We start from the raw sequence: 14,204 nt of genomic DNA, 5'->3' as shown, positions 1-14,204 counted from the left end.
GCGGGGTGACAAGAGCGGTCCGTACGCGATAGGTACGGCTGTCATGAGCACTCAGCCACTGCCCCTCGCGGGAATCACCGTCGTCGCCGTCGAACAGGCCGTCTCCGCACCGTTCGCGACCCGGCAGCTCGCCGACCTCGGCGCCCGCGTCATCAAGGTCGAGCGCACCGACGGCGGCGACTTCGCCCGCGGTTACGACACCGCGGCCCGCGGCCTCGCCTCGCACTTCGTGTGGTGCAACCGGGGCAAGGAGTCGGTGGCCCTCGACCTGAAGGACCCGCGCGGCCTGGACGCCCTGCACCGGCTGATCGCCCAGGCGGACGTGTTCGTGCAGAACCTGGCGCACGGGGCGGCGGCCCGGCTCGGCCTGGACGCGGCGACCCTGTGCGCCGAGCATCCCCGGCTCGTCGCGGTGGACATATCCGGGTACGGAGCCGAAGGACCGTACGCGCACAAGCGGGCCTACGACATGCTGGTGCAGTGCGAGGCGGGTCTGGTGTCGGTCACCGGGACGCCGGAGCGGCCCGTCAAGGCCGGGATCCCGGCCGCCGACATCGCGGCCGCCATGTACGCCTTCTCCGGCGTCCTGGCGGCCTTGGTGCGGCGCGGCACGACCGGCCGCGGCGGTCCGGTGGAGATCTCGATGCTGGAGGCGCTCGCCGAATGGCTCGGGCATCCGCTGCACCACGTGATGCACGGAGGCACCGAACCGGCGCGCACCGGCGTCGCGCACGCCGTGATTGCGCCCTACGACGCCTATCCGACGGCCGACGGCGGGCAGGTGCTGCTCTCGGTGCAGAACGACCGGGAATGGCGGCGGCTTGCCGAACTGGTCCTGGAACGGCCCGAGTTGGCGGACGATCCGGCGTACGCGAGCAATGCGGAGAGGGTGGCGAACCGGGCGGAGACCGATGAGCTGGTGGCGCGGGCACTGGCCGGTCTCACGGCCGCCGAAGCGGTCGGCCGTCTGGAGTCGGCGGGGATCGCCTGCGCCCGGCTCAACACGGTCGGCGATGTCGCCGGGCATCCGCAGCTGGCGGCACGCGACCGCTGGCGCGAGGTGGAATCACCGGTGGGGCCGCTGCGGGCCCTGCTGCCGCCCATCAATCTGGGCGGCGCTCAAGAAGCTCGGATGGGTGCGGTACCCGCGCTCGGCGAGCACACCCGCGCAACACTGCGAGCCCTGGGAATGACGGACGAGCAGTTGGCAGAGCTGCGCCGGGACGGCGTGATCGCCTGAGCGCGGTTCGTTGTCGTTGGGGAGTGGGTTCAGCCGCGGCTGCCGAAGAGCGAGCGGCGCAGCCGCCGCAGCGGCGCGAAGAGCGAGACGCGAGCGCTCTTGCTCTTGCGGGTGTGCGCAATGTCACGCGAGGTCAGCTCGCGCATCAGCAATGTGGCCTCGGCCGCCTCGCGCTGCGGGACGGCTGGACCGCCGAGCACCGAGAGGTGGCGGTCGAGCCGCGAGCTGGTCGCACTGCTCCCGCAGGTGATGGCAGGGACTCGCGCCCTGCTGCGCACTGTTATCTGTTCCATGTCACTCCCCACCCGTACGAGGGCACCCGGCCCCGGGCAGGGTAACCCTATCGCCCCTCCCTCACACTCGTGTATCCCGGTGGCAGGATTCACCTTGAGGGGCCCTAGGTTGACGACCACTCTCCGAATATGCCTGATTCCAGGGCGAGTTGGACAGATCCCTGACTTCCCGTCACGCAGCGTGGCGACCCGTGTTCGTACTGACTGCGGATTGCCGTTCAAGGGGGCGGCAGCGGCGCGGCCCTGAGCTAACTTGGAAGGGTTTCTCCGCCGCGGACGGGAGGCTCGCCGGTGAGCGAAGTGCCGGGCAGTGAGCAGCGATTGATCGCGGGACGCTACCGGCTCTTCGCCCCGCTGGGCCGGGGCGGCATGGGTGTGGTGTGGCGCGGGCGGGACGAGGTCCTGGGGCGCGAGGTCGCGGTCAAGGAGGTCCTGGCACCGGCCGCGCTGGACACCCCCGACGTCCGGCGGCTGTACGCGCGCCTGGAGCGCGAGGCCTGGGCCACCGCCCGGATCTCGCACCGCAACGTGGTGACGGTGTACGACGTGGCCACCGAGGACGGCCGGCCGTGGATCGTGATGGAGCTCGTGCGCGGCCTCGCCCTGTCCGACGTGCTGGACTCGGAGGGCCCGATGGGACCCAGACGCGCCGCGCACATCGGTGCCGAGGTGCTCGCGGCACTGCGCGCCGCGCACGAGGCGGGGGTGCTGCACCGCGATGTGAAGCCGGGGAACGTGCTGCTCGCCAACGACGGCCGGGTGGTGCTGACCGACTTCGGCATCGCGATGGTGGCGGGGACCTCGACGCTCACCCTGACCGGCGAGGTCGTCGGATCGCCCGAATTCCTAGCCCCCGAACGGGCGTTGGGGCGCACGCCGGGTCCGGCTTGCGACCTGTGGTCGCTCGGTGTGCTGCTGTACGCGGCGGTCGAGGGCAATTCGCCGTTCCGGCAGGAGACCCCGCTGTCCACGCTGCGGGCGGTGGTCGACGAGGAGCTGCCGCCGCCGCGCCGGGCGGGTCCGCTGACCCCGGTCATCGAGGGGCTGCTGCGCAAGGACCCGGCCGAGCGGCTGCCGGCCGGGCAGGCCGAGCATCAGCTGCGGGTGGTGGCGGCGGGCGGCACGGTGCGGGCCCCGTTGGGGCAGTCCGGGGCGACGACGGTCGATGCCGGGCCGCCGGGAGCGCCGCCGACCCGGGTGCTGCCGCTGCCCGCGGCCCCGCCCGGCGGCGGCACGGCCACCCCGGCGCGACCCCCCGGGCGGCCGCGGCACACCGGGGTCGTCCTGCTCGTCGGGATCCTGGTGCTGCTGCTCGCGCTCGGCTGGCTCGTCTACGCGCTGGTGCGGTCCAACGAGCGAGCGGGCAAGGCGAGTTCATCGACCAGCGGCTCACCCGCGCCGTCCGTGTCGCACTCGTCCGGGGTGCCGCAGACGTCCGGCGGCGGGAGCTCGCCCGCCACCTCCTCCGCCGGCACCGGCGGAAGCCCCTCGCCGTCCCCGTCCGCCCAGTCGGTGGAGGTCATCCTGCAGGCGGTGCGCGGGAGTTACGACGGGCTGTGCCCGGCGCCGAGCGCGTCGGCGCCCGCGATGGTGGCCGTCTTCACCGTGGGGCGCACGCCGGCGGACGTAGAGTACCGCTGGGTCACCCGGGACGGCCGGTCCTCGGACCCCGGCTGGAAGACGCTCTCGTTCGCCTCGGGCGGGCCGGGGACCCGGCAGGTCGCGCACACCGAGTCGCCGGCGCAGAGCACCTCCACCGAGCTCCAGGTCGAGGTGCGCTCCCCGGTCCGGATCACGTCCAACTCCGTTCCTTACACGGTCACTTGTGAGAAGAAGACCCCGACGGGCGGGGCCTCCTCCTCGCAGGGGCCGACGGGCGCGGCATCCTCGCCCGCCGGCTGAGCGGCGTCAGGCCGCGTTGGCGAAGGTGGGCAGGTAGGCGCCCGACTGTCCGGCGGCGGTGGGGTGGTAGGACTCGCTGATGTTGGTCCACACGACGCTGTTGAGCCACGGGCTGCCGGAGCAGATCTCGTGTCCGGTGAAGGCCGGAACGACGTCCGCGAAGGTGAATCCGTGGTCGGCGGCGCGCTTCGCGGTCACCGAGTTGAGCTCGTCGGCTGCGTCGTTGATCGCCGAGCGGGAGTTCTCACTGAGCCCGGCGATGCAGTTGCCGCCGATCTTGTAGAAGTGCGGGTAGCCGATGACGACGACGTGGGCGTTGGGCGCCTTGGCTCTGATCGCCGAGTACACCGAGTCGAGCAGCCCCGGCAGTGTCGAGTCCACGTAGTCGCGGGCCGACGCCACCTTGCTGAGGCAGGTGGACTCCGAGTACAGGACGCAGTTGGTCATGACGTCCGAGAAGCCGGCGTCGTTGCCGCCGATGGTGATGGAGACGAGGTCGGTGGCGGAGTCGAGCGGGTCGAGCTGGCTCGACGTCACATCACCCGTACGAGCGCCGGAGCAAGCGGTGAAGTCGAACGAGGCGGGTGAATTCGCTGCCGCCCACAGTGCCGGGTAGGCCCTCGTGGAGCGTTTGCAGCTGCCGCTCGAACTGTCGTAGCTGCCGGCTCCGACGCCGGACGAGTACGAGTCGCCGAGGGCCACGTAGTGGGATCCGGCCGTCTGGGTTGCTGCTGCGGCCACGCCGGCCCCGGTGAGGGAAAGCGCGACTGCCAGCACGAGCGCCCATGCATATGCCGCGATTCGGGACAGTTTCATGGAACCTCCTTTAGCGGGGTTTCCGCCACGGCAGTGGTACCAGCCACCACAGGCCGCGGGAAGTGTCCATGCCAAGAACGCCGGACGGACATCTGCGCGTATCTGGCGATCCGTCAGCAACCCACGAGTAATCCTTCACCGGAGCACCACACTCCGCTGACCCACCGTCAACACCCGTTCACCGCAAGCGAATCGGTGTCTTGACGGGACTGTCCGGACTGCGCCACATTGAAGCCCCGCATCCGGCGCATCGGGGGGAACCGTCGCCAATGCAGACCATCAGTGACAGACCGGCGGTACACACCTCGGTGGGTGCCGATCTGCTGCCCGTGCTCGCGGGAGCGACGCTGGCCGTCTCGGCCGCGGGCGCCGTCCTGGCCATCACCGGCCTCGACTCTCCATTGCGCGCACCGCTCGCGCTCTTCTTCCTGATCGCCGCGCCCGCCGAGGCGGCCGCATTCGTCCTGCGCCGGCTGGAACCGCTCAGTCGCGCGGTGGCGTCGATATCAGGAGCAGTACTCATCGATCTGCTGACCGCCGAAAGTATGGCGGCTCTGCATCTGTGGTCGATCCGGAGCGGCGTCACGGCAGTTGGCGTGATCAGCCTTCTCCTATTCCTGATCGGAACGGGAGCGAATCGCTCCGGATGCGATCGTGAAAGTACGGCCAAAAACACGGAAACGCCAGGCCTCGCTTGAGGTCTTGCCCTACAGTTCCATCCATCAATACCGTCTTACATCCACCCGCATCGGTCCATCAGGTATAGCGACTCTAGGGGAGGGCTCAAGCGTCGCGATGGGTGCCGGAGCGGGGCGCGGTAGGGGGGTGCCGTGCTCGGCCTTCGCCATGCGGGGACCGGAACACGGGCCGCGCGGCCAGCAAAGCCAGCTCACCCGATGAGTACGGTGTTTCATGCCGTCATGACCGGGGTGAGAACCCCCCTTTCGTAACCGGAAACTCATCCGGACCACCCGGGGGCGGGCGGTCCACCGGACGAGAGGGACAGAGACTCATCATGACTTCTTCGGTGCGCCCGGCCGTGCCGGGCCAAGATCAATCAATCTCGGATTCGCCGAATGCCCACGCGGCGATCGGCTCGGAGAGCCGAATACCAGCTGAGTACCGGCCGGTTTCGGCGAATCTCGCCATTGCACCGCCGGTGAGCGTGGTCATCCCAGCCATGAATGAGGCGGAAAATCTTCCGTATGTGTTCAAGACACTTCCGGACTGGATCCACGAAGTGGTCCTGGTCGACGGTAATTCCACCGACGACACCGTACAAGTCGCCCGCGAACTCTGGCCCGAAGTCAAGGTCGTCAAGCAGGTCGGAAAGGGCAAGGGCGACGCCCTCATCAGCGGCTTCGCGGCCTGCACCGGAGACATCATCGTCATGGTCGACGCGGACGGCTCGGCGGACGGCGAGGAGATCGTCAGCTATGTCTCCGCACTGGTCGGCGGCGCGGACTTCGCCAAGGGCTCCCGCTTCGCCAACGGCGGCGGCACCGACGACATGACGCCGATCCGCAAGCTCGGCAACGCGGTCCTGTGCGGCATCGTCAACCGCAAGTTCGGCGCCCGCTACACCGACCTCTGCTACGGCTACAACGCCTTCTGGCGGCACTGCCTGGACAAGATCGTCCTCGACTGCTCCGGATTCGAGATCGAGACCCTGATCAACATCCGGATCGTCAAGGCGGGCCTGCGCGTCCAGGAGGTGCCGAGCTACGAGTACAACCGGATCCACGGCGTCTCCAACCTCAGCGCGGTGCGTGACGGCATCCGCGTCCTGAAAGTGATCCTCAAGGAGAAGGCGGTGCCCCGCGCGCACCGCCGCACACAGGCGGTCTTCCTGAACACACGGCGGGGAGAAGTGTCTTGACGGAGCGTCACTTCTCCGTGGTGATCTGCGTGTACACCGAGGAGCGCTGGGAGGACATCCTCGCGGCGGTCTCCTCGGTGCGCACGCAGTCGCTGCCCGCCCTGGAGACGCTGCTCGTGGTGGACCACAACGAGCGGCTCCTGGAACGGCTCCGCACGGAGTTCGAGAACCTCGCGGCAGCCGGGGAGGTGCGGGTGCTCGCCAACGCGGGCCCCCGCGGCCTCTCGGCCGGCCGCAACACCGGAATCGCCGTCGCCCGGGGCGAGTTCGTGGCCTTCCTGGACGACGACGCCGTGGCCGAGCGGGACTGGCTGCGCCACTTCGCCGAGGGGTACGACGATCCGCGGGTGATGGCGGTCGGCGGCCGGACGATGCCCGCCTGGGCCTCGGGGCGCAGGCCCGCCTGGTTCCCGGAGGAGTTCGACTGGGTCGTCGGCTGCACGTACCGGGGGCTGCCACCGGGGCGGGTGGCGGTGCGCAACGTGCTCGGCGGCAACGCCTCGTTCCGCAAGTCGGCGTTCGACGCCGCGGGCGGCTTCGCCACCGGCATCGGCCGTGACGGCGACAAGCGGCCGCTGGGCTGCGAGGAGACCGAGCTGTGCATCCGGCTCAGCAAGGCGCTGCCCGGCGCCGTGCTGCTCATGGACGACCGCTCGGTGATCCACCACCGGGTGCCCGCGGCCCGCGAGCGCTTCGGCTACTTCCGTACGAGGGCGTACGCGGAAGGCCTCTCCAAGGCCCTGGTGGCCCGAAGTGTCGGAGCCGGCAAGGGACTTGAGTCCGAGCGCCGCTACACGACCCGGGTCCTACCGGCCGGTGTGGTGCGCGGGGTGCGGGACGCGGTGCTCGGCCGGGCCGGTGGCGCGGGCCGCGCGGGCGCGATCGTGACGGGCGTCGCGCTGGCGGCCGGCGGCTATCTGCTCGGCACCGTGCGGGCCCGCCGGAGCGGGGTGAGCTTCCAGGTGGCCCCCATCGAGGGCGTACGGACCGGCGAGAGCGCGAAGGAGGACGAAGCGGCATGACGGCTACGGGAACGGGGCCCGTGCCCATCCTGATGTACCACGCGGTGGCGCACAGCCCCGCGAAGGCGGCGTACGGCCTCTCCGTCTCGCCGGACGCCTTCGCCGACCAGATGGAGCTGCTCGCCGAGCTGGGGTTCACCCCCATCACCACGGCGCAGCTGGCGCACGCCTGGCGCACGGCGGGAGCGCTTCCACGCCATCCCGTCCTGATCACCTTCGACGACGGCTACGAGGGCGTGCACCGCCACGCCCTGCCGGTCCTCGCCAAGTACGGCTTCGCCTCCACGCTCTTCGTGTCGACGGGCTGGCTGCGCGGCGCGTACGACGCGGGCGGCGCCCTGGACACCATGCTCGACTGGGACCAGGTGCGCGAGCTCGCCGCGGCCGGCACCGAGGTCGGCGGGCACAGCCACAGCCATCCGCAGATGGACCAACTCAGCGACAAACAGCTCTGGTTCGAGACGCTGCGCTGCAAGGAGATCATCGGCGAGGAGCTCGGCGCGCCTCCGGTCTCCTTCGCCTATCCGTACGGCTACTCCAGCCGACGGGTGCGGCGCACCGTGCGGGCCGCGGGCTTCGCGCAGGCGCTGGCCGTGGGCAACGCGCTCGCCCGGCGGCGCCAGGGACCGTACGCCCTGGAGCGGGTGACGGTCCGGCGCGCCACCGGCATCGACGAGTTCGAGCGGCTCGTCGCGGGCACCGGTCGCGCCGTCGCGCGCGACTTCGCCGCGGACCGCGCCCTGACGAAGGGGTACGCGATGGTCCGCAGGGCCCGCCAGGCCGGGCGCAGGCTCGTCGGCGACTGAGAGTCCGGGTCCGAAGACCGACCAGAAGGTGAGCGGTACTCGTGACTGACGTGACCACCACCCGGGACCGAAGGGCACCGGCCCGGGGCAGACACCGGGGCGGCACCCCGCTCTTCCGCAACGCCTACGCGCTGATGCTCAACACGGGCATCAGCGCGGTGCTCGGCCTCGGCTTCTGGCTGATCGCGGCCCGGTACTACACCGATGACGCGGTGGGCCAGGGCTCGGCGGCGATCGCCGCGATGAAGTTCCTCGCCGGGATCACCGCGCTCACCCTGACCGGGGCGCTGGCGCGCTTCATCCCGGTGGCGGGCGCCGCCACCGGGCGTCTTGTCCTGCGCACCTATGCGCTGAGCGCGTGCGTCGTCGGCGTGGCCGCGCTGGTCTTCATGTCGACCCTGGACTTCTGGGGCCCCTCGTACCGCTTCCTGCACGGCCCGTTCAAGGGGCTCGGCTTCATCGCGGCGGTGATCGCCTGGTCGGTGCTCACCCTGCAGGACGGGGTGCTCACCGGGCTGCGCAGCGCGTTCTGGGTGCCGGTCGGCAACACCGCGTTCTCCGCGGTCAAGCTGCTGCTCCTGGTGGCGATCGCGGCCTCGCTGCCGACCAGCGGCGTGTTCGTGTCCTGGGTGGCGGCCATCGCGGTGTCCGTACTGCCGCTGGGCTGGCTGGTGTTCCGGCGTCTGGTGCCCCGCCATGTGGAGCTCACCGTGCGCACCGCGCGGCCGCCGAGCTACCGCGAGCTGGGCCGCTTCCTGGCCGGCGACTACACGGGCTCGCTGTTCGCGCTGGCCGTCGTCTACCTGGTGCCCGTGATCGTCGCCTCGCAGGTCAGCTCGGCGGACAACGCGTACTTCTACATCACCGCGACCATCGGCGGCACCGTCGAGCTGCTCGCCATCAACATGGGCGCCTCGCTGACCGTGGAGGGCGCGCACGACCCCGACCGGCTCGGCCGCAACGCGCGCGCCGCACTGTTGCGGATGATCAAGATCGTGGTGCCGATCTGCGGGTTCATCTTCGCCTTCGCCCCGCACATCCTGCGGGTGTTCGGCGAGGGGTACGCCCGTCACGCCACCGGGCTGCTGCGCTGGCTGGTGGTCGGGGCGCTGCTGCGGGTGGTGATCGAGCTGTACTTCGCGGTGCTGCGCGCGCAGAGCCGGACCGCCGGACTGGCCTGTCTCCAGGGCGGGTTGTGCGTCCTGGTGCTCGGCGCGACGTTGGCCCTGCTGGGTCCGCTGGGGCTGACCGGCATCGGGATCGCGGAGACGGGGAGCCTGGCGGTGATCGCGGCGGTCGCGGCGGTGAAGCTGTTCGGGGTGCTGCGGTCGGCCGAGCGTCAGCGGGTCAGCCAGCGCACTTCGTAGGCGGCCAGCGTCATCGGCCTGCCGTCGGCCCTGGCGTCGACGGCGCGGCCGAGGGTGTTGACGACGAGCACGTCCTTGTCGCTCGCCAGCACCCGGACGCCGGCCGTCTCGTCGGCCTCCGCGCCGAACCGGGTGCCCGGCGGGAAGGCCGCGGCGAACTTGGCGATCAGCGCGTACATGGGCAACTCGCGTCCACCGTCGCCCAGTTGGGTCGGTGTCCACAGGCATCCCGGGCACGGGCCGCTCTGCTCCTGCGGGCTCCAGTAGAACGCGGTGCTGGTGCCGCCGCGCGCCAGGGCCATCATGCCGACGGCCTGGGTGGCCACCCGCCGCTGCTCGCTCCAGCCGGACCTGTCGGGCTCCACGTAGTACTCGGCCCACCACAGCGGCAGCCCGCCGCTCGCCTCGCGCACCCATGCGCTGACGGCCGTCAGCTTGTCGGTGGCGCCGAAGGCGTCGGGGAGCAATTGGTTGTCGCGGGTGAAGCTGGCACCGTCGACGACCACGAAGTCGGCGCCCGCCTTGTGCGCGTTCCAGTAGGTGAAGGCGTCGAGCACGCGCTGGTCGACCGAACCCCAGGGGCCCTTGAGACCGGACGCGTACGACTTGTCCTTGGGCCCGTAGCTGTCCATGACCAGGTAGGGCCCGCCGACCAGATCGTCCTTGTCGACCTTCTTCACCGCTTGGTAGACCTCGTTGTAGAGCCGGGTGTAGCCCTCGTAGTCCCAGCGCTGACCGGTGTCGTCGTAGAAGCCCTTGAGCTCGTTCCAGACGATGAAGTGCCGTACGTCCGGGTAGCGTTGGGCGACCTTGGCGGCCAGCGCGGCGAAGTCCTTGTAGTGGGTGGGGAGCGGCGCCGACTCCAGGGCCTGCACGCTCCAGTCCGTCTTGCTCGCCCCGGCCCGGCCGCCCTTCATCCAGTCGGGCGCGCAGCACAGCGTGATGACGGGGGTGGCGCCGGTGGACCGGATGTAGTCGACGCGCCGGTCGAGATCCGAGAAGTCGTACGTGCCCGGCGACGGCTCGGGGTTGCCCGCGCCCCAGCCCATCAGCGCCTGGTCCTGCGGCAGGCCCGGCGCGGAGAGCAGTTTGCGGGCGCGGGCCACGGCGTCGTCGGTTCCGGTGTCGGCGCTGTACTGGGTGTGCGTGAAGCCCCAGCCGAGCGCGGGGCCGGTGGCGCTCGTACCGGAGGGGCCGCCCCGGCCGGTTCTGCCCGGACCCCCGCACATGGTCAGGACGAGCGCGAGGACGGCGAGGAGTGCGACGGCCAGCAGCGCCGCCGTCCTGACCCGGGGCGCCCTGGTGGGCCCGCTGCTCCGGACGACCGTTCCAGGATGACGTTCCATCACGGAGCAGCGTAGCGGCGGTAGTTGTCATTCCGGCGGGTTTCACCGGAACGGGTACGGAACGTCCCCCGAGCGCCAACGGGACAAAACACGTGCGCGCGCGGGCGGGTTGCCGGATCATGGGCGGCATGACTGACCCAGAGGCCGCGCTGCCGATCCGGCTGACCGTGGACGACAGCGATGCGCCGTCCGATGTCGTCGACGCGCTCTTCCTCGGCCGCTTCGCCACGGGCGAGCAGCCGTTCTCGCACAGTTCCTCCATAGACCGGGTCAAGAAGGGCTTCAGCCTGCTGCCGCCCGGTGCGAAAGTGCTGCGCGCCGCCCGCGACGACGACCGCAGTGCGACGCTCGCCGAGGGCGAGGGCTGGACGGTGCTGGTCTCGCGCTGGAGCCGGGGCGCGGACGTGACGGTGACCGCGACCAGCGAGGAACTGGCCGAGCAGATCCTGAAGCAGGCCACCGAGGGCGCGGAGGACGAGCCGGAGCCGCAGCCCGAGAACGTGACGATGGGCTTTTGGTACGTGTCGCCGCGGCGCGGCCCGCACCGCACGACCCGGCAGATCGCGGCGGGCACCTGGGAGGAGGTGCGGCCCAACTACACGGCACCGGTGGCGGAGGCGATGGACCGCCTGATGAAGCTGACCCCGGACGACATCGCGGGCCGCCTGCTGCTGCTCCACGGGCCGCCGGGCACGGGCAAGACCTCGGCGCTGCGCACCCTGGCCCGCTCCTGGCGCGACTGGTGCCAGGTGGACTGCGTGCTCGACCCGGAGCGGCTGTTCAACGACGTCGGCTATCTGATGGACATCGCGATCGGCGAGGACGACGGCACGACGAAGGGCCGCTGGCGGCTGCTGCTCCTGGAGGACTGCGACGAGCTGATCCGCGGCGAGGCCAAGCACACGGCGGGCCAGGCCCTGTCCCGGCTCCTCAACCTGACGGACGGTCTGCTCGGCCAGGGCCGCAACGTCCTGGTCGGCGTCACGACCAACGAGGACCTGGAGCGCCTGCACCCCGCGGTGGTGCGCCCCGGCCGCTGCCTCGCCCGCATCGAGGTCGGCCCGCTGACCCGGGCGGAGGCGGTCGGCTGGCTGGGCACCGAGGAGGGCGTCGCCCGCGAGGGCTCCACCCTGGCCGAGCTGTACGCCCTGCGCCGCGGCACGTCCCCGGCGTCGGTCCCGGACCAGCGGGAGCGGCCGGACGCGGGGCTGTACTTGTAGCCCGTCGCCCCCCGGGCCTCACTTGCCGTACGCCGCCCGGAGCGCGTCCTCGACCGCGGCGCGGGCGGCGTCCCGGCCGAGGCCGAGCCGCTTGGCCTCCCCCGCGTACGCCGCGGCGGCGGCCGCCGCGAGCCGCTCGGAGGCGTCCCCCGCCGCCGCGACGAACGTCCCGTTGCGGCCCCGGGTCTCGATGACCCCGTCCGATTCGAGCGCCCGGTAGGCCTTGGCGACCGTGTTCGCGGCGAGCCCGAGCTCCTCGGCGAGGCCGCGGACCGTGGGCAGTTTGTAGCCGACCGGCAGCTTCCCGGAACGGGCCCGGTCGGCGATCTGGGCGCGCAGTTGCTCGTACGGCGCGGTGGCCGCGCCCTGGTCAATCACGATCTTGAGGGTCACAGCCCGATTCTCCCCCGCTCCCCGCCCCCGCGAAAATGGGAGGCACCCTCCGTGGCGGCCGCGTACCGTGCGGCCCCATGACTGTGATCGTGCGCGGACCGGCTGAGCCCGGCACCTCCATCGATGTCGTCCTGGTCAAGGCCGGGCGTACGAAGCTGCGTTACCCGGCGTCGGTGGTGTCCGACGACGGGACGCGGCTGAGCGTGCGCGCCCCTTGGGCGGCGCCGGGCATCCGTGACTTCGGGTTTGTGCGGTTCGAGCCGGGCGATGTGTTCACCGAGCACTACTGGCGGGACCGCTGGTACGCCGTGAAGGAGGTCCGCGACGCTGGCTCGGCGCTCAAGGGCTGGTACTGCGACATCACCCGGCCCGCGGTGGTCGGGGACGGCGAGCTGATCGCCGAAGACCTGGACCTCGATCTCTGGGTCTCGGCCGACGGCGCGACCGTACTGCGCCTGGACGAGGACGAGTTCGCCGAGAGCGGCCTGACCGAGCGGGACCCGGAGGCCGCGGCCCGCGCCCTGGCCGCTCTGGACGAGCTCGAACTCCTCGCGAAAATGGGCAAGTTCACCGCGCTCATCGACTGAGGCACCAGGCATCGGGGGCACTCGGGCCGCGCGCCCCCGGTGCCCGTCGTCAGGCCCCGGGGGCCTCGGCCACCACCACGTACCGCTCGTCGTCCACTTCCCGCCCCCACAACCGGGCGTCCCCGGACAGCCGTTCATGGCGCGCCTCGGCGTTCAGCGGCGCGAGTGCCCCGGTGAGGCGGTCGGCGGGTATGCCGGTGCCGCCCCACACCCCTTCGACGAGGATCAGCCGGCCGCCCGGCCGCAGCAGTGACCACCAGTGGCGCAGGGCGGCTTCCGGGTCGGGCAGGGTCCACACCACATGGCGGGCCAGGACGACGTCGAAGGTGCGCCCTTGGACGGGCGGCCGCGATGCGTCCCCGGTCAGCACCTGGGCGCCGGTGCCGGCCAGTTTGGTACGGGCCCGCTCGGCCATCCGGGGCGACAGATCGACGGCCGTGACCCGGTGGCCCCGCGCGGCGGCCAGCAGCGACAGACTTCCGGTGCCGCACCCGAGGTCGAGCAACTCGCCCGCCCGGTCCGGCAGCCAGCCCCCGAGGCGCTCGTCCCACGCGGCCCGCACCGAGGGGTCGAGCAGCCCGTGGTCGGGCTCCTGGTCGAACGTGTCCGCGGCTTCATCCCAGTCGATGTCGTTCATGCCGTCCATCGTGCCGGGCACCACTGACAATCAGCCCCGGCCCGCCCTGTCACCGGCTTCCGGGGCGAGCACCTTGCGGTAGTGGAAGCGGTCGTACACCCCTTCCACGCGCCGCTCGACGAGTTCGTACCCGTACCGCGGATAGATCTTCTGGTTCTCCCACATCATCGCGTTGGTGTAGAGCCGGATTTCGGGCAGCCCGAGGGCCCGCGCCCGGTCGTCCACGAAGTGCAGCAGCCGGCGGCCCAGGCCCGTGCCCTTGACGTCCGGGTGGACGGAGATCGAGTCGAGGAAGAGGTGGTCCGGCTCCGGGACGAGGACCAGGACCCCGGCGACCGGATCGCCGGTCACGAAGACCCGCCCCGCCGCCACGTTCGCCGCGTGGTCGGCCTCCATGGGCACGGGCACGAGGCCGATGCGCTCGACGTAGGGGTGGTAGGCGGCATCGGTGACCTCCTTCACCCGCGGCACGTCGGCGGCGGTCGCGAGCCGTATCTCATCGTTCATGGAGACACGGTACGTGGCGGAGGGCCTGGTTCTTAATCACTGCTGAGTGGCTCCTTAACTCGACCATAAGGATCGCCATCACCCGCTCCCAGCAGGGGATTTCGGGGATTCCCGGGGCTAGCGTGCTGATCGCCGGACGGGATGTCCGGCGGGTCCGAAGCCCCCCGCGCCCCACGCCTGTGCACCATC

General features: G+C 71.3%; 13 protein-coding genes and 2 pseudogenes. 9 read left to right on the top strand and 6 right to left on the bottom strand.

The genetic code is table 11. The features are described 5' to 3' along the window. The first annotated feature begins 43 nt into the window (after positions 1-43). Complete coding sequence (locus ACIQ8J_RS09515; protein ID WP_403265695.1) at positions 44-1,240, top strand: CaiB/BaiF CoA transferase family protein; 1,197 nt, start codon at positions 44-46, stop codon at positions 1,238-1,240. Between the two features lie 29 nt (positions 1,241-1,269). On the opposite strand, the gene ACIQ8J_RS09510 is transcribed toward ACIQ8J_RS09515, so the two are convergent. Beyond that, complete coding sequence (locus tag ACIQ8J_RS09510; RefSeq protein WP_189962000.1) at positions 1,270-1,533, bottom strand: hypothetical protein; 264 nt, start codon at positions 1,531-1,533, stop codon at positions 1,270-1,272. Positions 1,534-1,824: 291 nt separating this feature from the next. On the opposite strand from ACIQ8J_RS09510, the gene ACIQ8J_RS09505 reads away from it, so the two are divergent. Beyond that, the gene (locus ACIQ8J_RS09505; RefSeq protein WP_403265691.1) at positions 1,825-3,435 is read left to right on the top strand and encodes a serine/threonine-protein kinase; all 1,611 of its coding nucleotides are present in this window, start codon (positions 1,825-1,827) and stop codon (positions 3,433-3,435) included. 6 nt (positions 3,436-3,441) lie between these two features. Here the strand turns inward: ACIQ8J_RS09505 and ACIQ8J_RS09500 are convergent, their stop codons facing one another. Next, the gene (locus ACIQ8J_RS09500; protein WP_403265688.1) at positions 3,442-4,251 is read right to left on the bottom strand and encodes an SGNH/GDSL hydrolase family protein; all 810 of its coding nucleotides are present in this window, start codon (positions 4,249-4,251) and stop codon (positions 3,442-3,444) included. A 269-nt stretch (positions 4,252-4,520) separates the two neighbouring features. Between ACIQ8J_RS09500 and ACIQ8J_RS09495 the strand changes: the two genes are divergently transcribed. From ACIQ8J_RS09495 to ACIQ8J_RS09475, 5 genes and pseudogenes are all read left to right on the top strand, one after another. Continuing rightward, positions 4,521-4,949: a hypothetical protein gene (locus ACIQ8J_RS09495; RefSeq protein ID WP_403265685.1), complete on the top strand. Its 429-nt coding sequence runs from the start codon at positions 4,521-4,523 to the stop codon at positions 4,947-4,949. Between the two features lie 461 nt (positions 4,950-5,410). Then, a complete protein-coding gene (locus tag ACIQ8J_RS09490) occupies positions 5,411-6,130 on the top strand; it encodes a glycosyltransferase family 2 protein (protein ID WP_403265682.1) in 720 nt (239 codons plus the stop codon). Beyond that, positions 6,127-7,152: a glycosyltransferase family 2 protein gene (locus ACIQ8J_RS09485; protein ID WP_403265679.1), complete on the top strand. Its 1,026-nt coding sequence runs from the start codon at positions 6,127-6,129 to the stop codon at positions 7,150-7,152. The genes ACIQ8J_RS09490 and ACIQ8J_RS09485 overlap by 4 nt, the downstream gene beginning before the upstream one ends. After that, positions 7,149-7,958: a polysaccharide deacetylase family protein gene (locus ACIQ8J_RS09480; RefSeq protein ID WP_403265677.1), complete on the top strand. Its 810-nt coding sequence runs from the start codon at positions 7,149-7,151 to the stop codon at positions 7,956-7,958. The genes ACIQ8J_RS09485 and ACIQ8J_RS09480 overlap by 4 nt, the downstream gene beginning before the upstream one ends. Before the next feature lie 41 nt (positions 7,959-7,999). Further along, positions 8,000-9,292, top strand: a pseudogene (locus ACIQ8J_RS09475) (lipopolysaccharide biosynthesis protein); the annotation flags it as partial. A 5-nt stretch (positions 9,293-9,297) separates the two neighbouring features. Here ACIQ8J_RS09475 and ACIQ8J_RS09470 read toward each other — a convergent pair. Then, a complete protein-coding gene (locus ACIQ8J_RS09470) occupies positions 9,298-10,671 on the bottom strand; it encodes a xylan 1,4-beta-xylosidase (protein ID WP_403265674.1) in 1,374 nt (457 codons plus the stop codon). Positions 10,672-10,799: 128 nt separating this feature from the next. Here ACIQ8J_RS09470 and ACIQ8J_RS09465 point away from each other — a divergent pair, with 128 nt between their 5' ends. Beyond that, positions 10,800-11,891 (top strand): DUF5925 domain-containing protein, encoded by a 1,092-nt coding sequence (locus ACIQ8J_RS09465; RefSeq protein WP_403265671.1) that lies wholly within the window; start codon positions 10,800-10,802, stop codon positions 11,889-11,891. Between the two features lie 18 nt (positions 11,892-11,909). Here the strand turns inward: ACIQ8J_RS09465 and ACIQ8J_RS09460 are convergent, their stop codons facing one another. Continuing rightward, positions 11,910-12,284, bottom strand: a complete 375-nt coding sequence (locus tag ACIQ8J_RS09460) for a GntR family transcriptional regulator (RefSeq protein ID WP_403265668.1) — start codon at positions 12,282-12,284, stop codon at positions 11,910-11,912. Positions 12,285-12,361: 77 nt separating this feature from the next. On the opposite strand from ACIQ8J_RS09460, the gene ACIQ8J_RS09455 reads away from it, so the two are divergent. Then, the gene (locus ACIQ8J_RS09455) at positions 12,362-12,871 is read left to right on the top strand and encodes a DUF402 domain-containing protein (protein WP_403265665.1); all 510 of its coding nucleotides are present in this window, start codon (positions 12,362-12,364) and stop codon (positions 12,869-12,871) included. 61 nt (positions 12,872-12,932) lie between these two features. Here the strand turns inward: ACIQ8J_RS09455 and ACIQ8J_RS09450 are convergent. Beyond that, a pseudogene (locus ACIQ8J_RS09450) lies at positions 12,933-13,508 on the bottom strand (class I SAM-dependent methyltransferase); the annotation flags it as partial. Between the two features lie 30 nt (positions 13,509-13,538). Next, entirely contained in the window at positions 13,539-14,015 is a 477-nt protein-coding gene (locus ACIQ8J_RS09445) for a GNAT family N-acetyltransferase (RefSeq protein WP_403265662.1), read from the bottom strand. Between the last annotated feature and the right edge of the window lie 189 nt (positions 14,016-14,204).

The organism is Streptomyces sp. NPDC094147 (assembly GCF_044764265.1).
Classification (GTDB): Bacteria; Actinomycetota; Actinomycetes; order Streptomycetales; family Streptomycetaceae; genus Streptomyces.
Note: the sequence above shows the minus strand (reverse complement) of the source record. Positions and strands in the feature narration are given on the sequence as shown.

What these genes read in the sequence shown, in the direction of transcription:
- ACIQ8J_RS09455 (WP_403265665.1), top strand. Translation starts at nt 12,362, where the DNA reads ATGACTGTGATCGTGCGCGGACCGGCTGAGCCCGGCACCTCCATCGAT.
- ACIQ8J_RS09510 (WP_189962000.1), bottom strand. Translation starts at nt 1,533, where the DNA reads ATGGAACAGATAACAGTGCGCAGCAGGGCGCGAGTCCCTGCCATCACC.
- ACIQ8J_RS09480 (WP_403265677.1), top strand. Translation starts at nt 7,149, where the DNA reads ATGACGGCTACGGGAACGGGGCCCGTGCCCATCCTGATGTACCACGCG.
- ACIQ8J_RS09515 (WP_403265695.1), top strand. Translation starts at nt 44, where the DNA reads ATGAGCACTCAGCCACTGCCCCTCGCGGGAATCACCGTCGTCGCCGTC.
- ACIQ8J_RS09465 (WP_403265671.1), top strand. Translation starts at nt 10,800, where the DNA reads ATGACTGACCCAGAGGCCGCGCTGCCGATCCGGCTGACCGTGGACGAC.
- ACIQ8J_RS09445 (WP_403265662.1), bottom strand. Translation starts at nt 14,015, where the DNA reads ATGAACGATGAGATACGGCTCGCGACCGCCGCCGACGTGCCGCGGGTG.
- ACIQ8J_RS09500 (WP_403265688.1), bottom strand. Translation starts at nt 4,251, where the DNA reads ATGAAACTGTCCCGAATCGCGGCATATGCATGGGCGCTCGTGCTGGCA.
- ACIQ8J_RS09470 (WP_403265674.1), bottom strand. Translation starts at nt 10,671, where the DNA reads ATGGAACGTCATCCTGGAACGGTCGTCCGGAGCAGCGGGCCCACCAGG.
- ACIQ8J_RS09495 (WP_403265685.1), top strand. Translation starts at nt 4,521, where the DNA reads ATGCAGACCATCAGTGACAGACCGGCGGTACACACCTCGGTGGGTGCC.